Genomic DNA, 19,122 nt, shown 5'->3' on the forward strand with positions numbered 1-19,122 from the left:
CCCGATGCCCTAGTGCCTGCGGGTGCGGGCCGATTCGATCCGGGCGGGTAGGAGCGGTTCGGCGCTGAGGGTTGGTCAGTCCCAGGCGTAGAAATGGATTCGGCGGGTGCTGGTGCTGACGAGGGTGCCGGAGGGGTCGCGGAGTTCGGCTACGCCGGTGTTCTGGGCGTCGTGGGTGGCGAAGAAGGGGGCTTGGTCGGGGCGGACGGTGATCGGGTGCTGGCGCCACTGGGTTTCGCCGTCGCAGGTGACCGGGGCGTTGATGGTGGTGCCGGTGGCGGTGGGGCGGCCCGGCTTGACGGCGGTGAGGTGGACGGTCAGCGTCCAGTGCGGTTGGCCCTTCGGGCAGTGGACGTCGACGTAGGCGGTGGCCTTGCCGCCGGAGACGTAGCTGTCGTCGTGCAGCCAGACCGGGTCGACCGGCGCGGTCGGTATCGCCCAGAGCAGGCCGGTGACGAGCAGAGCGGTCAGAGCAGTCATCGAAGCAGCCCTTCGGGACGCGTCATCGAGCGACGAACGGTGTCTGTCAATTGTCGGTCACAGCAACCGATTTCACGCGGGTAGGCCAACTGGGGAACCTCGTTCGGGGGTGCTCGGGATCGCCGCGTTCGACGCACACGCCACGGCCGATGCCGCCGCTCGGCGCTGAGGTTGCAGACTGTTCGGTAATGAAACTGCCTGAACTTCCCGATCTGCCGGTCCGCGGCGCGCTCGATCGAATCGTCGCGACCCTGGCCGAGCACGAGACCGCCGTGCTGGTCGCGCCGCCGGGGACGGGCAAGACGACCTTGGTCCCGCTGGCGTTGGCGGCGGCGACCAGCGGGCGGGTGCTGGTGGCCGAGCCGCGGCGGCTGGCGGCCCGCGCCGCCGCCGGGCGGATGGCCGCGTTGCTGGGCGAGCCGGTGGGGGAGACGGTCGGGTATTCGGTTCGGGGGGACCGGCGAGTGGGGAAGGCGACGCGGGTCGAGGTCGTTACATCGGGCCTCCTGGTGCGGCGGTTGCAGGGCGATCCGGAGTTGGCGGGGGTGGATGTAATGGTGCTCGACGAGTGCCACGAGCGGCATCTCGACGCGGATCTGCTGCTGGCGTTGCTCCTCGACGCCCGGGCCGGGCTCCGGCCCGATCTCGGGGTGCTCGCCACGTCGGCAACCGTTGCGGCGGACCGGCTTTCGGTGCTGTTGGGCGGGGATGCAGCGGCCCCGGTGGTGGAAGTGCAGGGACGGGCGTATCCGGTGGAGACGACGTACGTTCCGCCGTTGCCACGGGAGCGGATCGAAGCCCAGGTGGCCCGCGCCACCAGGGCGGCACTCGCCGAAACCGAAGGCGACGTGCTCGTCTTCCTGCCCGGTGTCGCCGAAATACGCCGGACGGCAACGCTTCTCGCCGAGGTGCCGGACGTCGACGTCGTTCCGCTGCACGGGAGACTCTCCGCCGCAGGCCAAGACACGGCGTTGCGCCCGGGCTCGCGACGGCGTGTGGTGCTGTCCACGGCGGTGGCGGAGTCCAGCTTGACGGTGCCCGGCGTCCGGGCGGTCGTCGACTCGGGACTGGCCCGAGTGCCCCGCATCGATCGGGGACGCGGCCTGTCCGGCCTTGCGACGGTGCGTGTTTCGGCCGCGGTCGCCGCGCAGCGCGCCGGCCGCGCCGGACGCGAGGCCGCCGGGCAGGTCTGGCGCTGCTGGCCGGAGTACGAGCACAGCACACTGCCCGCCTACCCGGAGCCGGAGATCCGGACGGCGGACCTGACCAGGCTGGCGCTGGAACTCGCCTGCTGGGGCACCGCGGACGGCGACGGTCTCGCCTGGTGGGATCCTCCGCCACCCGGCGGTCTGGCCGCGGGCCGGGATGTATTGCGCGCGTTGGGCGCCGTGGCCGGTGACGGCGCGGTGACCGGCCGCGGCCGAGTCATCGCCCGGATCGGCCTGCACCCCCGCTTGGCACGAGCGTTGCTCGACGCAGCGCCGGAGGTCGGTGCGCGGGCCGCGGCAGAGGTGGTCACCGTCCTCGATGACGACACCCTCATCGCCGGAGTCGATCTCACCGCCGGGCTGCGCGCACTGCGCCGAGAACGACCGGCACGCTGGCGCAAGGAGGTCGAGCGACTGGCCCGGCTGGTCGATCCCGCGGAGGGCGTCGATGATCCGGCTCTCGTTGTCGCACTGGCCTATCCGGAGCGGCTCGCCCGCAGGCGTGGACCGGGATCCACGAGCTATCTGATGGTGAGCGGAACCGCCGTCACGCTGCCGCACGGCTCGGGTCTCGGCGATGCGGAGTGGCTGGCCGTCGGCGTGGCCACCCGCGATCCGGGCCGTTCCGACGGGTGGATCCGATCGGCGGCGGTCGCCGACGAACAACTGGCCCGCCGGGCCGCGTCGAACCTGCTGACGACCGGCGACGAGGTCGCGTGGACCGACGGCGACGTGGTCGCCCGCCGGGTCGAACGTCTGGGTGCGATCGTGCTGTCGGAGAAGCCCATTCGCAACCCCGACCGCGAATTGCTCAGCGCGGCGCTACAGGACGGGTTGAAATCGACCGGTCTGGCCTTGTTGAACTGGAGTCCCGCAGCGATCGCCTTACGTCAGCGCCTCGAATTCCTGCACCGCACCCTCGGCGAACCCTGGCCCGCGGTCGATGACGACTCGCTGCTCGCCGCCGCCGACAGGTGGCTCGGCCCCGAACTCGCCACCGCCCGCAAACGCGCCGACCTCGAACGCGTCGACGCCGGACCGGCGCTGCGTCGTCTGCTGCCCTGGCCGGACGCCACCCGCCTGGACGAACTCGCCCCGGAACGCCTCCAGGTCCCCTCCGGCAGCCACCCCCGCCTCGACTATTCGACCGACCCGCCGGTACTGGCGGTCAAGGTGCAGGAGGTCTTCGGCTGGACCGACGCGCCGCGCCTGGCCGATGGCCGCATCCCCATTGTGCTGCACCTGCTTTCACCCGCCCAGCGCCCCGTCGCGGTAACCGCGGATCTGGCCTCCTTCTGGCGCACCGGCTGGCCGCAAGTGCGCGCGGACCTGCGTGGCCGCTACCCCAAACACGCCTGGCCAGAAGACCCGGCCACGGTTCCCGCCCATCGCGGCACCGCCCGGAACGCCGGTCGGGGTTAGCGTTTCGGCTCGGGCGGTAGATTCCCCTGGCAGGACGGATCCGCGGGCGGCGGTTTGATGATCGGCTGTGTGCACACCCGCCACTGCGGATTCGGCGCCGGGTCGTGGAACTCGAACAACATCGCCCCACCGATGATCAGCGCCAGTGCCGCTGCCGTACCGAGCAGCGGTCGAACCAGCCGATGGTCGAGTATCCGGCAGAACAACACCAATCGCCACAGTCGCCCCACCCACCACAGCTGCCATAGACGCCACGGTTGCCGTTGTCGCAATTCGTACATGGTACTGTCCCGTCCCTCGCATGGGTTGAATCGCGCTGGCGGCCAGCGTGTTACACGACCGAGCGAGAGCCGGGATCACTACCCGGTGTTACTTGCCCAGCTTGTCGGACATGTCGTACTGCTGATAGAGCTGCGCGGCATTGGCCGGCGTCACTCGCATCGTGTCCAACACCTGCTTCTTCTCCACCGGCTGCTGGTGCAGCAACTTGTCCAGAGTGGCGACCGCCTGCTCGGCGCCGGTCGGATAGACGAACGTCGTGAGCAACTGCCCGTTCTGCACGGCGCGGATCCCGCCGGTCGGAATGGCGAGCCCGTCGATGCCGATGATCTGGATCGAACCGGCCTTGCCCGCACCCTGAATGGCGAGCTGGGCGCCGAGCGCCATATCGTCGTTGTGCGCGTAGACGAGGTCGATCTTGTCACCCTTGGACAGCCATTGCTGAGTCACCGTGGTGGCGTTGGCCTTCAGCCATTTCGCCTCCTGGTCCTCGATGATGGTGACGTTGTGGCCGGCGATCGCGTCCCGGAAACCCTTGTCGCGGTCGATCTGCGGGTGATCGGACAGAATGCCGCGCAGTTCGACGACATTGCCGCCGTTGGGCAGCGCCTGCACCGCGGCCTCCCCGGCGAGCTTGCCGATGAGATAGTTGTCGCCACCGATGAACGAGTCGTAGCAGTCGGTATTGACGTTGCGGTCCAGGATGATCACCGGGATCTTGGCATCGCAGGCCTGCTGCACGGCGGCGGTGAGCGGGGCCGGTTCGTTGGGCGAGACGATGAGCGCGTTGACCTTCTGCTGGATGAAGGTCTGCACCTGGCTCACCTGCGTCGCGCTGTCCTGGTGCGCATCGGTGATCGGCAGCAGCTTGAAATCGGGGTGCTGCTTGGCGAAGTACTGCAATTGCAGGTTGAGCTGGGCCCGGTAGGGCTCGGCGTTGTTGGATTGCGAATAGCCGATGACGAATTGGCCGCCGTCCGACGGGCTCGGCGGGTTGGACGCGCAGGCCGCGGCGGCCACGGCCGTGGTACACAGCGCGACCGCGGTGAGAACTGTGCGGCGGATGGATCGCATTTTCACTCCTGGAAACAGGTGGTGGGCCACGACTTCGGCCGCGCGGCCGGGGTCGCGAAACGGCATCAGGTGCCGCTGCTTTCGTGCGGGCGCCGAGCGCCCGGCCCGCGGGGTAGCCATCGGGCCAGCGGTCCGGTGAGACCGCGGAAGAATCCTGGCCGTTGCAGCACCACGGCCACCACGACGATCAGGCCCTTGATGATCAGCTGAGCGTTGTCGCTGACCGCGTTCAGGCCGAGCACGTTGTCGAGCAGGGTGAGGATGAGCGCGCCGACGAAAGTGCCGGTGATAGCGCCCTTTCCGCCGGCCAGGCTGGCGCCGCCGATCACCGCGGCGGCGATGGCGTCCAGCTCGTAACCGGTGCCCGCCAGGGGATCTCCGGACGCCCGGTAGGCGGCGTCGATCGGCCCGGCGAATCCGGCCAGCATCCCGGACAGGGTGAATACCGCGATGATCACCAGCGTCACATTCACGCCGGAAAGTCTTGCGGCAGTGGGATTACCGCCGACGGCGTAGATGTGCCGGCCGAATGTGGTCTTGGACAGGATCAGCTGGGTCACGACGCAGACGGCAACGAAAGCGAGGACCGGATAGGAGATTCCGGCGGTGCCGAACAGCGGCAGCCAGGTGCCCTTGAACAGGGTGTGGCCGGGGGTGCCGAGCAGCGCGAACTCGGACGCGCTCGGGGTGAGGCGCCCGTTCTCGTCGTAGACCGCCGTGCCCACGGCGACATTGCCCGACACCTGTCTGTCGATGCCGCGGACCACCGACAGCATGGCCAGCGTCATCACGAACGACTGGATCCGCAGCACGGTGGTCCCGAGCCCGTTGCACAGCCCGAAGAACGCGCCCACCAGCGCGCACGCCGGGACGATCAGCCACGGGTTCAGACTGTGCTGGACCAGCAGCATCGCGGCGGTCATCGAGCCGATGCCGAGGATCGACCCCACGGACAGATCGATGCCCGCGGTGATGATCACCAGAGTGACGCCGACCGCGAGAATGCCACGGGAGGAGAACGCCGTGATCGCGTTGGTGATGTTGGTCTGATTCCAGAAGTACTGCCCCTTGGTGCCGATGCCGATCAGAATCACCAGCAGCAGACCGATATATCCTTGCGCGGCACCCAGATAGGGCGTCAGCCGGGTAACGCGTGACCACAGCGCCGACGCCGCGGAACGCTGATCGTCGGCCGGAGTCTTGCTGTCCGTCATGCTCGGTCCTGAGGGTCGCACTGCGTCGGCTGGGGTTCGTTTCGGTTCGGCCTCAACCTGTTTCGCGTCGCACGCCGGTGGCGGGCGCCCTGGCCATCGCCGCCGCGAGGATCGCCTCCTGATCGAAGGGCGCGCCACGGGCCGGATCTCGATGGAACTCCCCGGTCAGCCTGCCCTCGCAGAGCACGAGGATGCGGTCGCACATGCCGATCAGTTCGAGCAGTTCCGAGGACACCGCGAGGATCGCCGCGCCCTGGCGGGCCAGTTCGTCCATCAGCGCGTGGACTTCGGCTTTCGCGCCGACGTCGATGCCGCGGGTCGGCTCGTCCATCAGCAGCACCGACGGATGGGTGAGCAGGCACTTGGCGAGCACGACCTTCTGCTGATTGCCGCCGGACAACGTGTCGACGACGGTGGCCAGCGACGCAGTCTTCACCTTCAGCTCAACGACTTTCGCGGTGACCGCGGCGCGCTCGCGCTTCGCGTCGACCGTCCGCCACGGGCGCAGATAGCGATCCAGCGAGGCCAGCGAAGCATTGAAGCGCACGGTGTTGGCCAGCATCAGGCTCTGCGCCTTGCGGTCCTCGGCGACGAGCGCGATGCCGTGCTCGATGGCGTGCCGCGGACTGCGCGGCCGGTAGCGACGACCGGCGAGGGTGATCCGTGCGCTGACCCCGGTGGCGGCACCGTAAAGGGCCTCGAGGACCTCGCTGCGCCCGGCCCCCATCAATCCGGCCAGTCCGACGATTTCACCCTCGGCTACTTCGAAGGACAAGTCGTGCAGGGGAACTGCGTCGCTGTCGACGGCGGGCGCGGTCGTCAGATGTTCGACGGTCAGTCGCGCCTGCCCGCCCGCGTGCTGTTGCGCGCCGCGCGGAAACAGCTCACCGAGCGGACGACCCACCATCAGCTGGATGAGTTCGGCCCGCCGCGTGCCGCGCATCGGCCGCTGGGCCACGTAGGCGCCGTCGCGCAGCACGGTGACGGTGTCGGCGATCTCCTCCAGCTCCTCGATCCGGTGCGAGATGTAGATGACGCCGACCCCGTGGCCGGTCAGGTTGCGGATGACGGCGAACAGCCGTTCCACCTCCGCCTCGGTGAGGGCGGAGGTCGGCTCGTCCATCACCAGGATCTTCAGGTCGTGGTTGAGCGCCTTGGCGACCTCGATGAGCTGCTGCTCGGCCAGGCGGCATTGCCGAACCAGCCTGCGCGGCTTCAGGTCCAGGCCGACCCGGGCCAGCAGGTCGCCCGTGCGCGCGTCCATGTCCGAGCGGGCCAGCGTGCCCCAGGCGGTGCGCCGTTCCTGGCCGAGGAAGATGTTGTCGGCGATGGACAGCTCCGGTACCAGGTTCAGTTCCTGGTGGATCATCGCGACGCCGTGCCGGGCGGCGTCCTTGGGGGAGCGCAGATGCGCGGGGCTGCCCGCTATTTCGATGCTGCCCGCGTCGGGGGTGAACACGCCGGCGAGCACGTTCATCAAAGTCGATTTCCCCGCGCCGTTTTCGCCGAGCAGCGCCAGCACCTCACCCTCGCGCAGGGTGAGTTCTACTCCGCGTAGCGCTTTCACCCCGGGGAATTCCTTGACGATGCCGCTCATGGCGAGCAACGGCGCGTGGCCATCGGTACCGGTCACGGGGCTGGCTCCCCCCTCGTCAACGGGTGGCTGCCGCGATCGACTGATCCACGGGATGTGACGTCGGTCTCAGAAATCGATTTCTGTCACCCTAAATTTCGAGTCGGCGAACCGTCAAGCCCGTTGAGCGAGCAATCTTCTCGGCTACAGTTGCCACCAGCACTTCTCGACCGCTATCCGAGAAATCGTTTTCCCGGATAGCGAGCGGGCACGGGATCGAAGGGTGGTAGCCCGCAGATGGCGACGGTGACGATCCGCGACGTCGCGGCCCTGGCCGGGGTGTCACCGGCCACCGTCTCGCGGGTGCTCAACGCCGATCCGCGGGTCGCGCCGGACCTGCGCGAGCGGGTGCGCGCCGCGGTCGGCAAGCTCAACTACCGGCCGAACAGTCAGGCCAGATCGTTGCGCACCCGGGCGACCAGGGTGCTGGGTCTGATCATCACCGACATCCAGAATCCGTTCTTCACCGCGCTGGCCCGCGGGGTGGAAGACGCTGCGAGCGAGCGTGATTACTCGGTGGTGCTGGCCAATTCGGACGAGAGCCTGGACAAGGAGCAGCGGTACCTGGAGGTCGCCGCCGCAGAGCGGATGGCGGGGGTGGTGCTGGCCCCGGCCTCCGCCGCGAACAGCCGAATCGGCACGCTCACCGATCGGGGTATTCCGGTGGTCGCGATCGATCGGCGGCTGCGCTCGGCCGACGTGGACAGCGTGACGGTCAACAATCAGAAGGCCGCCAAGGAAGCCGTCGACCACCTCGTCGCGGCCGGCTGCAAGCGGATCGCGATGATCACCGGGCCGTCCCACGCGTCGACGGCGACCGGGCGGCTCAGCGGGTATCGAGCCGCGTTGCGCCAGGCCGGAATCGAGCTCGACCCGGATCTCGAACTGCGCGGTGACTATCGCATCGAGGGCGGACGGGCCGCGGCGCGAGCGATTCTCGCGTTGCCCGACCGGCCCGACGGGTTGTTCGTCGGCAACAACCTGATGATGGCCGGTGCCTTACACGCGCTCGCCGATGCCGGGGTCACCTTCCCCGGCGACATCCTGCTGGCCGGGTTCGACGAGATGAGCTGGGCGGGGTTCGCGCCGCCGATCACCCTGGTCGAACAGCCGAGCTACGAAATCGGCAGGCAGGCAACCGAATTGCTGCTGCGGCGGATCGCCGGTGCGGAATTCCCGGTGCAGCGGGTCGTGCTGCCCGCCCGATTGCGCGTCCGGGAGAGCACCAGCCGGAGCGTCATCGCCTGAGCGGCAGGCGGATTCAGCCGAACGGCGCCTCGCGGACGAAGCGGGTCAGCGCGGCGGCGAACGCCCGCGCCTCGTCCTCGGGCCAACCGGCCAGGTGCTGATCGAATCGTCGCGCGAGCCGCTTGCGCATCACCTCGACCGCGCGCTGCCCTTCCTCGGTCAAGGTCAGCAGGGTGGCTCGGGCGTCGGCCGGGTCGGGGGAGCGCCGCACCAGGTCCGCCCGCTCGAGCCGGGATGCGTGTCGGCTGGTCACCGATCGGTCCAGGCCGATTTCGGCGGCCAGCGCGGCCGCGCTGCGTGGACCGAACCGGCCGAGCGCGCTGAGTACCGGGTAGGTCGCCGCGTCCACCTCCGGTCCGAGGCCCTCGGTGAGCTCGGCGTAGATGCCTTCCCTGGTTCGACGGCGCAGCAACTCGGCGATGGCCTCGGCGACGCGTGCACCGACTCCCTGATCTGTCATGCGTCAAAGAATAGCGTGCATCGAGCACGCATCTGCGGTACAGTCATATGCGTGCACGATGCACGCATATGATCGAAGGAGCTAGACATGACCACCAACATCGCCGCAGCCCTCAACGACCTGCTGTTCGACCGGGAGCACGACGTCGCCGCCGCCGTCACCCGGCACTTCGCCGACGACTACCGGCAGCGCACCGACGGTGTATGGAGCGACCGCGCGGAATTCGCCGAGCACATCACCCACCTGCGCGGGGTGCTTACCGGCGGCTATGTCGAGGTGCACGACGAGTTCATCGACGGCGCGCGCTACGCCGACCGGCACACCGTGCACGCCACCAAAATCGACGGCAGCACAGCGGCTTTCGAGGTCTTGGTGTTCGCCGAATTCGCCGCCGACGGCCGCTTCCGGCAGATCATCGAAACCACCACCATGCTCGCGGGGCAGGCCGAAGATCAGCATCTCGGCAGCGCCCGCTGACCGTTCTCGGCCAAGCGGCAAGGGTCAGTACGGGAACGCGGCGGTGAGCGCGCAGAAGAGGCCGAACGCGCCGATCGTCACCATCAGCAGTACTGCCAGGAGCGCGCCGTGGATGTTGTCGATGAGAGCCGGTTGGGTGGCGGTGCGCGACTGTGCCATTTCGAAGCCTCCGGTAGATGGGCGCTGGGGTCAGCACGGCGATTCCCGGTTGTGCGGGCCTCAAACGCGGTCGGCTGATCTCGATTCGGCCGAAGGGTGTGATGTGTGACTACCGGTCGGCCGGCGGTTGCAGGCTGATGCGGTCGGCCAGGGAGTCGACGGCATCCGCGTCGGCGTAGGCCTCGGTGGTCAGTTCGAGGAAGGCGGCCCAGCGGTCGATCCGCGGCGTCCAGCGGGCGATGAACGCGGTGGCGTGTTCGACCTCGGTCGGCGAACCTTCGCGGTGCGCGCGGGCCGCCGCTTCGGTGGCGGTTCGCACGGTGTTCTGCGCGAGCGCGAGCTGCTCCCGGCAGTGATCGGGGTCGGGGACCTCCTGGCGCACGGTTTCGGCCTCTACGCGCAGATTCAGTATGAGGGTGCCGAGGCGGGGATCGGCGGGTGCCGTCGGCGGCGCCGAGGTGCCCGCGGCAAGGGCCCGTTCCCGCCGTTCCCGCCGCCGTTGCTCGTGCTTCTCGGCCAGCGCGAGTTGCTTGCGATAGGTGTCGAAGTCCTCGACCGTGATCTCGGGGTAGCTCAAAGCCGCTGTCGTCGAAAGCTTTTCGTTGCCTTCGCCGTCGCGCACGACCAGGGTCAACCGGGCCAGGGAGGGGACGGGATCCGGCTCCTCGTCGAGGCGCGCGTCCAGCACCGCGTTCCGATGGTCGACCAGGATGTCGGCCGCCACTCGGTCGAGCACCGCCGTCCCCACCTCGATGTGATTCGCGCAGGTACGACCGGTGCACGGGTCGGGAAACCCGAGTTCACCGATCCCGGCATCGACCACCGATTCTCCCTCCGCCCCGAGACCCACGACCTCCCAGGTGTAGGTTCTCGAGTCCCCTGCCTGCGCGCGATGCTGCTCGGACATGGCCCGAACGGTACCGGACCGGGCTTTCCCGAGGTTCGAATCCCGGCCGCCCCGCGGCTCAACCGGCAGTCGCGCTCATGCCCTGTCACATCGACCGGGCCGCAACCGTGTTCAGTTCATGGCGCAGAGAGCGGTTTCGACGAGTTGGTTGATGTCGCGGGTGGGCTGTGGGGTAGTGGGGACCTGATTGGCGATGACGGTGACCGAGCGGCCGTCGGCGGTGACGCCGCCGCGGGTTTCGAAGCCGTCGATGTCGCCGCCGTGGCCCCAGCTGTCCTTGCCGCAGGGGAGCCGGCTCTGCATGAGACCGAGGCCGTAGCCGACGGGCGGGCCCGTAACCGGCAGAGGGACGGTCGTTTTCATCTCTTCCAGTTGGGCGGGCGGTAGCAGCTTGCCGTCGAGGAGCGCGGTGAAGAACTGATTGAGATCGGCGCCGGTGGACACCATCGCGCCGGCCGCACCGGCCGAAGTGACGTTCTGGTCGGTGTAATCGACCAGGGCTCCGTCGATCTCGGCGTAGCCGCGCGGGTGCGGACCGCGGATCGTGGTTTCGTCCGGGTCCGGATAGTAGGTGCCGTGCAGGGCGAGCGGCTCGATGATGCGACGGGTGATCTCCGTGCCGAGCGAGTTTCCGGTGACCTTCTCGATCACCATCCCGGCGAGGGCGTAGTTGGTATTGGAGTAGGCCCACCGGGTACCGGGTTCGAAATCGGCGGGGGCGGTGAGGGCGTTGCGCACCACTTCGGCGATATCCCTTCTCCCCCAACGGACTTGCTCGTTGTAGGTGGATATCTGCCCCGGTTTCGGTGTCGTGCCGAACTCGGCCGCGTACTCGGGAATGCCGCTGTTGTGCTGCAACATGTTCCGGATAGTGATCCGATTTCCGTCGATGCCCGGTCCCTGTACGACACCCGGCAGATACCGTTCCACCGGACCGTCCAGATCGACCTTGCCCTCGGCCACCAATTGCAGCATGACGGTGGACACGAATACCTTCGTGTTACTGGCGATCCGGACGCGGGCGTCATCGGGGAAAGGCGTGCCTTGCTCGCGGTCGCCCGTCCCCGCGTTCGCGGTCCAGACCTGACCGTGGTCGGTGATCACGATCTGCGCGCCGGGCAGGCGGCCCACCGAGACCAGATTATTCAGGGCCTCAACGATTTTCGCCCGACTGTCGGCGCCGACGACGGGCTCGAGCCGATCCGTTCCCGTGGAACTGCATGACGTCGCCACTGCGGCGACTACTGCCCCGGTGGCCACCATCGTGGCCAGCGATCGATCCCATACCCGGATGCGCAAGACGATTCCCTTCTGTCGCGGACGCAGTCACGGTATGAAAAAACCGAGTGGCCGCTCTATCCGGTAGGCCCCTCTCTTTTCGGTGGTGCAGGCACCACCGTCACGAGACGCGATCGGGCGCTAGCGATGCCCGTGGGCGGGTAACCACGCCGCGACCCGGAAGCCGCCCTCCGGTGCCGGTCCCGCCTCCAGTCGACCGCCCAATTGCGTTGCACGCTGGCGCATTCCGTCCAGTCCGCGTCCGCCGCCGTGATCATGGTGGTCGCCGCCGCCACCGGTGTCGGTGACCGTCACGACGAGTTGTCCACCGGCGACCCGGATATCGACTTCGGCCTGCTTCGCACCGGCATGACGCAGGACATTGGTCAACGATTCCTGCACGATCCGATACGCGGACTCCGCGACCGCCGGCGCCACCTCGATGCTTCCGTGCCGGTGCACGGTCACCTCGACGCCCGCCTTGGAAATGGTCTCCGCCAGCCGGTCCAGGTCGTCGAGCTCGGGCGCGGACGCGGTGTGGTCGCGATCGTCACCGATCACCCCGAGCAGCCTGCGCACCTCGTCGAGGGCTTGCCTGCCGACGTCCTCGACCGCTTCGATGGCCAGCTTCGCCTTGGCCGGATGGGTGTCGAAGACATCGTTGGCGGCCGCGGCCTGCAGCACCATCAGCGACACGGTGTGGGCGAGCACGTCGTGCAGTTCGCGGGTGATCCGCGCTCGCTCCTGCAACACCATGCGTCGCGCTTCGGACTCGCGCCGGGCCGATCTGGCTCGGCCGAGCGCACCCCAGCTCCACGCCAGCGCCGCCGCGCCGGACCAGAGCAGGGCCGCCGACCACCGGTCGGTGGCGCCGAGTGCGGCGGCGAAGAGCCCAACCGCCGCGCCCAGTCCCCACAGCGATATCCGGGCCGGGCGTAACCAGGCGAGCGTCGTCAGCACGATCAGGGCGACGCCCGGCCCGAGTGGCAGACGCATCAATTCCAGGGCCGCGCCGATGAACAGCGAGACCGCGGTGACGAGCAACGGCCTGCGATCCATCCACCAGACCACTGCGATCTGGCACACCACCAGCGCGAGTGCGGCGAAGCGGCCGGCCGGGGTGAGTGCGGGCTGCGGGATGAGCAGCGCCATCGGCGCGATCGTGGCGAGAGTGCACGCGACCAGCAGCACCCGCCATCGTCGGGACAATCGCGTCTCGAACAGATCCGGCACGCCGCCGACGCTACCGGGCCTGCGGATCCGCGGAAGACGCACGGATCAGCGTGTCCGGGACGCCGGGTTCACGCGCCCCACTCGCCGGGTGGCCGAGGCCGGACCAGGCCGAGGTCGTAGGCGAGGACCACCGCCTGCACTCGATCGCGGAGTCCGAGTTTGCGCAAGATGGCCGAGACATGGGTTTTCACGGTGCCTTCGGTGACGTCGAGTGTCGCCGCGATCTCGGCGTTGGAGGCGGCCTGCGCGATCAAGGTGAGCACCTCGACCTCACGGTGGGTGAGTTCGGCCAGGTGCGGAGTCGCCGCGGGGTCCGGGTGGACCTCGGCCACGAACCGGTCCAGCAGCCGCCGGGTGACCCGCGGTGCGAGCAGCGCCTCACCGCCGGCCACCACGCGGATGGCCTCGACCAGTTCGGCCGCCCTGGCATCCTTCAACAGGAATCCGCCCGCACCGGCCCGCAGTGCCGCGTACAGCAATTCGTCCTCGTCGAAGGTGGTCAGCACGATCACCGACGGACGATGCTCCGCCTTCATCAATTGCTGCGTGGCCTGCACCCCGTCGACGCCCGGCATCCGCAGATCCATAAGGACGACGTCGGGCCGGGTTCGTGCGGCCAAACCCACTGCCTCCGCACCGTTTCCGGCCTCACCGACGACCTGGATATCGTCCCTGGTCTCCAGGATCAGCCGAAGTCCGGTACGCACCAGCGCTTGATCGTCGGCGATCAGCACCGTGACCGGCATCAGTCTTTGACAGGTTCGGCGCCACTGCGTTTGGTCACCGAGTCGCCCGCGTCGAGCGAATCCCAGAGCGTCCGGCCGACCCGCACCTTCACCGTGCTCCCGTCGTCGAGCCGCACCACCAGGCGACGATAGAGGTTGGCTCCGTCGAGCAGGCCGCGCGACTTCTTGACCACCGTTCCGTGCCATTCCTGCTGCGCCATCTGATCCACTCCTCGCTGGTCGAATATTCGTCGCCGACCCGTTGGCTCGGCGTGCGGTCCAGTGTTGCCGGTAGCGCCGGTCCGCCACATCACCTCACAGCGGTAATTGTCTCTCTGTCGAAAGTTAGAGACCGCACGCGCGGCCCGGGTAGAGACACACCGTCGCAGGCCGCAATGCGCCGTGCCGGGACGATCCACCTGAAGACTCGACCCGTGCATCCGCTGATCGCCCGGAAATAGCCGGTGCGGGTTCGTGGTCCAATCGAGAGGCAGGGATATGAAACGCACGTTGGCAGTCTTGATCGGGGTGGTCGCTGTGCTCGGCGTCGCCGCATGTTCGGACGACTCCGAGCCCACACCGAGCACCACCAGCGTTAAGGCGACGACGACCACGTCATCTGCGCCGACCACCACGTCGGTGCCCGCGGTGAGTCCCGCTCCGGAATCCACTCAGCAGCGTGGCGCCGACGGCTCCACCAACAACAATCTGAGCCCGGAGTACTGCGCCAAGAACCAGGATCCGGGTTGTCCGCTGGGTAGCTACATCGGCCCCAACGCCATCCCCAGCCCGAACGGCGATGGCACCTGGGTGCCGTGTGAAGGCACCATCTGCACGAACCCGAACCACGGCGCCGGCCCCGAAACCACTGCGCCGGTCGCAACCCCGACGACCACCCCGCAGGACTCCGCCCGAGTCGAGGGCGCCCCGTGCGAGGGCGACGGCCGCTGGGTCCATCTCACCGGCGGCGACGCCGCGCACTACGGCACCGAATGGCTCTGCCGGCACTGACACCGGACCGATGACGAGGCGTGCTGGTGGTGGACTCTCCGTGCCGCCACCATCCGCCCGTTCCGAATCGCACGCGAATCATGCACGCCTGCAACGCGTTTCCGGACGAATCGGCAGCGTCGGATGGGCCGTTGTCAGTGACCTGCGGCCAGGCCGCGCTCCAGAAGACCGAAGGCGGTCTCGGCACGCGCCACCGCCGTGGGGTAGATTTCGTCGGCGCGCCGGCCGGAGCGTATGGCCTGGGCATTGTGATACGTGAGGATCCGCTGTGCGCTGAACACCTGTGCCGCAACGAGATGCGCGGTGAACTCGTCGTTCGGCTCGACGGTGTCGCGCAGTGCGTCGGCCAGATCTCGTTCCTGCGCGACCATGTATCCGGCCAGATGAGCCATCAACGCGGGCGTCGAATACAGCAGGTTGTGGAACGTGACGGCCTCCGGCGTGTCGTTGAGTCCGGTGAGCGGATCGCGCTCGGCGAGTAGCTCGAGGAAGTTCTGCCGCAGCGCCCCCAGCGCGGACGTGCCCGCCGGACGTTCCCGGACCACGACCGCGGACCCCCGCCCGCCGCCGATGAACCGGCGCAGCACCAGATCTTCCTTCGTGGGGAAGTAGGCGAACAGCGTCGGCTTGGACACCTCGGCCGCGGCCGCGATATCGGCGACCGAGACGCCGTCGAACCCCGACTCCTGGAACAGCGTGAAGGCCGCGTCCACGATCGCCTGCCGGGTGCGACTCTTCTTGCGCTCGCGCAATCCGGGCTCGTCCATACGCACAGCGTAGCGAAATCCGACCGGATAAATAATTTGACTAGGGCATATAATTAACCGAGTTAAGTTAAATGTCTATCGAAGTGGGGGTTGACGCGACCATGCAGCACACTGATCACGACCACGTCGAGCCCGAGATCCGGGCCGAACGCGACTACCTGGGCGCCTGCCGCGCGGCGCTGACTCGCATGCGCGAAGAAGCCGTCACCGCGCTGGCCACCGGCCGGGGCGAGGGCGATGCCTTCGACAAAATGCAGAACTTCGCGGCCCGGCAGTTCCACAAGCGGCAGATCGCAGAGCTGTCCGGGCTCGATGATGTGCCGCTGTTCTTCGGACGTCTCGACTTCCCGTGGGGCGATGTCTACGACACGGTCCGGGATATCGGTGCGCCGTCGTCCGCGCCCGACAGCGATCGGGTCTATATCGGACGTCGCGGCGTCAGTGACGAGGCGGGCGAACTCATGGTCATCGACTGGCGTGCTCCGCTCTCGCGCGCCTTTTACGAAGTGAGCCACCAGGATTCGATGCGGGTACGGGTACGCCGCCGGTTCGGGTTCGACCACGAAGGCGCGCTGACCGCCTTCGAGGACGAATCGCTGGACTACCGGTTCGCCCGGACCGACGCGAGCGATCTGCTCGCCGCGGAGATCGAACGGCCACGCAAGGGCCCGATGCGCGACATCGTGGCCACGATCCAGCCCGAACAGATGAGCCTGGTGCGTTCGCCGCTGGAGCGCACGCTGTGTGTCCAGGGCGCGCCCGGCACCGGAAAGACCGCCGTCGGCTTGCACCGGCTGGCGTATCTGCTGTTCACCGAGCGAGATCGGTTGCAGCGCGAGGGTGGGGTCGCGGTGATCGGACCCAACCGGTCGTTCCTCGCCTACGTCCGCAATGTGCTGCCTGCCCTCGGTGAAGTGGAGGTCTTGCAGACCACGATCGCTGAACTCACCGACCCGGGCATCACGGTCACGCGGGCCGAAGATCCACGGACCGAACGGATCAAGGGCGATGCGCGGATGGCCGAAGTCCTTCGGCGGCACCTGTTCTCGCGGATCCGGCCGATGGAGGAACCAGTGCGGGTGAAGCATGCGCAGCGCACCTGGCATCTGTATCCCGAGGAACTCGCCGACGAACTCGCCGAGGTGCGCGGGCGCGGGACCGACTACAGCAGCGGCATCGAACTGCTTGCCCAGCGGCTGGCCCTGCTCGTGCTGCGTCAGCTGGAACGCGGCGGTCATCCGGTCGGGCCCGGCACGTTGCGTCAGCTCGGCCGCAATCGGGCGATCGTCCGCGCCGTCCAGCAGATCTGGCCCGAAACCGATGCCGTCCGAATGGTTTTCGACATCCTCACCGACCCCGGCGAGCTCGCCCGCGCGGCCGAGGGCATCCTCACCGCCGACGAGCAACAGGCCATCCTCCGCGAGCCACGCCCGCGCAGCCCGAAGACGATGACCTGGTCCAGCCCTGACCTCGCCCTCATCGACGAGGCCTCGGGGCTGATCGAACGTCCGGCGAAACTCGGCCACATCGTGGTCGACGAAGCTCAAGACCTCAGCCCGATGCAGATCCGCGCGATCGGCCGCCGCGTCGCCGGCGCCTGCACCGTCCTCGGTGACCTGGCCCAGGCCACCAGCCCGTCCGCCGCGGAAGACTGGACCGCGGTACTCGACCACCTCGGCCGACCGGACGGGCAGATCGAGGAACTCACCCGCGGCTACCGCGTCCCCGCGCAGATCATCGACTTCGCTGCCCGCCTGCTGCCCCACATCGCGCCGGAACTACGCGGCCCCGCGTCCTATCGGCAATCGGTGGATGCTCTCCGAATAACCAGGGCCGCAACAGAAAATCTCACCGAGGCAGTCCTGGAGGCATGCGCGTTCGCGTTGGCCGAGGCAGGATCCATAGGCCTGATCGCCGCCGATGGCGACATCCCGGAGCTACGTAGAGTCCTGTCCGCCAACGATTTACCGCACACTGTCCTCGGAGCTGACGAGAACATCGACCCCACCCGCCTGGCGCTGGTCCCGGTCACCCTCGCGAAGGGCTTGGAATTCGACACCGTTCTGGTCGTCGAGCCCGCTCGCATCGCCGCCGCGGAACAACGTGGCCTGCAACGCCTTTACGTCGCCCTCACCCGAGCCGTCAGCAACCTCCACATAATTCACGCCGACCCCTTACCCGCCCCCTTGGCGCAGGAACCCGCGATGAGCGTCTGACACCCCCCGGATCGACCACTCGGAATAGACCGGCGACACTCCAGGTCTCCAGCGATTCACTGGTCGTCGGGGCATGCTTCGAGGCGCGGGATAGGGGAGGGGAGCAGGAAGAGGAAGGCGGTGAGTGCGGCGACGGTAGCGATCCAGAGCGTGGGGCGCAGCCCGATAGCGGTGGCGAGCGTGCCGCCCGCCAGCGAACCGAGCGGGCGGACCCCGTAGTTGACGGCCCGGTAGGCGCCGGACACGCGGGCGAGCAAGCGATTCGGGGTGATCGCGGTGAAGAGGGACGACGCGGCGATGTCCAGCCACATCACGCCGAGGCCGGAACCGAATTCGGCGGCGGTGAGGAGGGCGAGGACGACCGGGCCGGTGCCGTGGGCCGCCGGAATCAGCAGCATCGGGGCAGGGAAAGCGATGCAGCCGGCAATGAAGGTCGGACCGACGCCGATCCGGTCGGCGAGCGGGCCTGCGGTGACCGCACCGAGTAGGCCACCGACCGCACCCGCACCCAGGACCACACCGATCAGGCCGGGCTCGAGGCGCAGAACATCGATGGCGTACAGCATGAACAACGCGGCCACCATCAAGGTGAAGAAGTTGACGGTAGCGGTGGCGGCCAGCGCGGCGCGCATGATGGGCGAGCCCGCGATGAACCGGATGCCCTCGGTGAACTGACCGCGAACCGGTTGCTGCGCAGGCAGTTCCGGCGGCGCGATGCGAGCCAGGGTGACGGCGGAGGCCAGGAACGACACCGCGTCGGCAAGCAGGGCGGTCGGCGCCGAGAACAGCTGGACCAGAAGGCCACCGATGCTCGGACCGGCCATCTGCGACATCGCGCGGCTGGCGCTGATCAGCGAGTTGCCCGAGATATAGCGTTGCGGCGCAACGAGAGCGGGGAACAGGGACGCGTTGCAGACGTCGAAGAAGACGGACAGCGTGCCCACCGAGAACGCGACGACGTAGAGCTGGGTGAGGGTCAGCTCGTCGGCGAAGTAGACCAGCGGGATGCTGGAGACGAGGAGGAATCGGCCGAGATCGGCCGTCATCATCACCCGGCGCCGGCGTGCGCGACGATCCGCCCAGACGCCGGCCGGTAAGCCGAACAGCAAGTGCGGCAACCATCCTGCCGCCATCAGCAGGCCCATCTGTGCGGCGTCGGCGTGCGTGACCAGGACGGCGACCATCGGGATCACGACGAACGAAATCTGGTCGCCGAAGGTGGATATCGCCTGGCCGGTCCAATAGCGGCGGAAGCTCACGTCGCGCAGCAGCTCGGGGAGCCAGCGTTTTCGCCTGCCGGACAGCGGGATCGAGGGCGGCGCGGACACGAT

General features: G+C 68.3%; 19 protein-coding genes. 5 read left to right on the forward strand and 14 right to left on the reverse strand.

The window, feature by feature from the left end:
• Positions 1 to 75: 75 nt before the first annotated feature.
• On the reverse strand, positions 76 to 480 hold the full coding sequence (locus tag ACFYO1_RS33085) for a hypothetical protein (RefSeq protein ID WP_387239771.1): 405 nt from the start codon (positions 478 to 480) through the stop codon (positions 76 to 78).
• 188 nt (positions 481 to 668) lie between these two features.
• On the opposite strand from ACFYO1_RS33085, the gene hrpB reads away from it, so the two are divergent.
• Positions 669 to 3,110: an ATP-dependent helicase HrpB gene (hrpB, locus tag ACFYO1_RS33090; RefSeq protein WP_387239774.1), complete on the forward strand. Its 2,442-nt coding sequence runs from the start codon at positions 669 to 671 to the stop codon at positions 3,108 to 3,110.
• Here hrpB and ACFYO1_RS33095 read toward each other — a convergent pair.
• The 4 genes from ACFYO1_RS33095 to ACFYO1_RS33110 form a co-directional block, all read right to left on the reverse strand.
• Positions 3,107 to 3,382 carry a hypothetical protein gene (locus tag ACFYO1_RS33095; protein ID WP_387239777.1) on the reverse strand — a complete coding sequence of 92 codons (276 nt, stop codon included), beginning with the start codon at positions 3,380 to 3,382 and terminating at the stop codon, positions 3,107 to 3,109. The genes hrpB and ACFYO1_RS33095 overlap by 4 nt on opposite strands.
• Positions 3,383 to 3,479: 97 nt before the next feature.
• Positions 3,480 to 4,463: a substrate-binding domain-containing protein gene (locus ACFYO1_RS33100; RefSeq protein ID WP_387239780.1), complete on the reverse strand. Its 984-nt coding sequence runs from the start codon at positions 4,461 to 4,463 to the stop codon at positions 3,480 to 3,482.
• Positions 4,464 to 4,528: 65 nt separating this feature from the next.
• Positions 4,529 to 5,677, reverse strand: a complete 1,149-nt coding sequence (locus tag ACFYO1_RS33105; RefSeq protein ID WP_387239783.1) for an ABC transporter permease — start codon at positions 5,675 to 5,677, stop codon at positions 4,529 to 4,531.
• Positions 5,678 to 5,729: 52 nt separating this feature from the next.
• Positions 5,730 to 7,310 (reverse strand): sugar ABC transporter ATP-binding protein, encoded by a 1,581-nt coding sequence (locus ACFYO1_RS33110; protein ID WP_387239786.1) that lies wholly within the window; start codon positions 7,308 to 7,310, stop codon positions 5,730 to 5,732.
• A 237-nt stretch (positions 7,311 to 7,547) separates the two neighbouring features.
• On the opposite strand from ACFYO1_RS33110, the gene ACFYO1_RS33115 reads away from it, so the two are divergent.
• Positions 7,548 to 8,558, forward strand: coding sequence for a LacI family DNA-binding transcriptional regulator (locus ACFYO1_RS33115; protein WP_387239789.1), 1,011 nt, complete (start codon positions 7,548 to 7,550; stop codon positions 8,556 to 8,558).
• 13 nt (positions 8,559 to 8,571) lie between these two features.
• On the opposite strand, the gene ACFYO1_RS33120 is transcribed toward ACFYO1_RS33115, so the two are convergent.
• On the reverse strand, positions 8,572 to 9,018 hold the full coding sequence (locus tag ACFYO1_RS33120; protein ID WP_387239792.1) for a MarR family winged helix-turn-helix transcriptional regulator: 447 nt from the start codon (positions 9,016 to 9,018) through the stop codon (positions 8,572 to 8,574).
• Positions 9,019 to 9,105: 87 nt separating this feature from the next.
• On the opposite strand from ACFYO1_RS33120, the gene ACFYO1_RS33125 reads away from it, so the two are divergent.
• Entirely contained in the window at positions 9,106 to 9,495 is a 390-nt protein-coding gene (locus ACFYO1_RS33125) for a nuclear transport factor 2 family protein (RefSeq protein WP_387239795.1), read from the forward strand.
• A 24-nt stretch (positions 9,496 to 9,519) separates the two neighbouring features.
• On the opposite strand, the gene ACFYO1_RS33130 is transcribed toward ACFYO1_RS33125, so the two are convergent.
• From ACFYO1_RS33130 to ACFYO1_RS33155, 6 genes are all read right to left on the reverse strand, one after another.
• Positions 9,520 to 9,654, reverse strand: a complete 135-nt coding sequence (locus ACFYO1_RS33130; RefSeq protein WP_387239798.1) for a hypothetical protein — start codon at positions 9,652 to 9,654, stop codon at positions 9,520 to 9,522.
• Between the two features lie 109 nt (positions 9,655 to 9,763).
• Positions 9,764 to 10,561 (reverse strand): hypothetical protein, encoded by a 798-nt coding sequence (locus ACFYO1_RS33135; protein WP_387239801.1) that lies wholly within the window; start codon positions 10,559 to 10,561, stop codon positions 9,764 to 9,766.
• A gap of 111 nt (positions 10,562 to 10,672) precedes the next feature.
• Positions 10,673 to 11,692, reverse strand: coding sequence for a serine hydrolase domain-containing protein (locus ACFYO1_RS33140; RefSeq protein WP_387239803.1), 1,020 nt, complete (start codon positions 11,690 to 11,692; stop codon positions 10,673 to 10,675).
• Positions 11,693 to 11,980: 288 nt separating this feature from the next.
• Positions 11,981 to 13,072 (reverse strand): histidine kinase, encoded by a 1,092-nt coding sequence (locus ACFYO1_RS33145; RefSeq protein WP_387239806.1) that lies wholly within the window; start codon positions 13,070 to 13,072, stop codon positions 11,981 to 11,983.
• A gap of 68 nt (positions 13,073 to 13,140) precedes the next feature.
• Positions 13,141 to 13,818, reverse strand: coding sequence for a response regulator (locus tag ACFYO1_RS33150; RefSeq protein WP_387239809.1), 678 nt, complete (start codon positions 13,816 to 13,818; stop codon positions 13,141 to 13,143).
• Entirely contained in the window at positions 13,818 to 14,018 is a 201-nt protein-coding gene (locus ACFYO1_RS33155; protein WP_387239812.1) for a hypothetical protein, read from the reverse strand. Before ACFYO1_RS33155 ends, ACFYO1_RS33150 begins: the two co-directional genes overlap by 1 nt.
• Before the next feature lie 289 nt (positions 14,019 to 14,307).
• Here ACFYO1_RS33155 and ACFYO1_RS33160 point away from each other — a divergent pair, with 289 nt between their 5' ends.
• Positions 14,308 to 14,808: a hypothetical protein gene (locus ACFYO1_RS33160; RefSeq protein ID WP_387239815.1), complete on the forward strand. Its 501-nt coding sequence runs from the start codon at positions 14,308 to 14,310 to the stop codon at positions 14,806 to 14,808.
• Between the two features lie 134 nt (positions 14,809 to 14,942).
• Here ACFYO1_RS33160 and ACFYO1_RS33165 read toward each other — a convergent pair whose 3' ends face one another.
• Positions 14,943 to 15,575: a TetR/AcrR family transcriptional regulator gene (locus ACFYO1_RS33165; RefSeq protein WP_387239818.1), complete on the reverse strand. Its 633-nt coding sequence runs from the start codon at positions 15,573 to 15,575 to the stop codon at positions 14,943 to 14,945.
• A 101-nt stretch (positions 15,576 to 15,676) separates the two neighbouring features.
• Here ACFYO1_RS33165 and ACFYO1_RS33170 point away from each other — a divergent pair, with 101 nt between their 5' ends.
• Complete coding sequence (locus ACFYO1_RS33170) at positions 15,677 to 17,791, forward strand: HelD family protein (protein WP_387239821.1); 2,115 nt, start codon at positions 15,677 to 15,679, stop codon at positions 17,789 to 17,791.
• Between the two features lie 56 nt (positions 17,792 to 17,847).
• On the opposite strand, the gene ACFYO1_RS33175 is transcribed toward ACFYO1_RS33170, so the two are convergent.
• Positions 17,848 to 19,119, reverse strand: a complete 1,272-nt coding sequence (locus ACFYO1_RS33175) for an MFS transporter (RefSeq protein WP_387239824.1) — start codon at positions 19,117 to 19,119, stop codon at positions 17,848 to 17,850.
• Between the last annotated feature and the right edge of the window lie 3 nt (positions 19,120 to 19,122).

Origin of the sequence: Nocardia sp. NPDC006044, from assembly GCF_042871115.1 — a bacterium.
In the GTDB taxonomy this organism is placed as follows: domain Bacteria; phylum Actinomycetota; class Actinomycetes; order Mycobacteriales; family Mycobacteriaceae; genus Nocardia.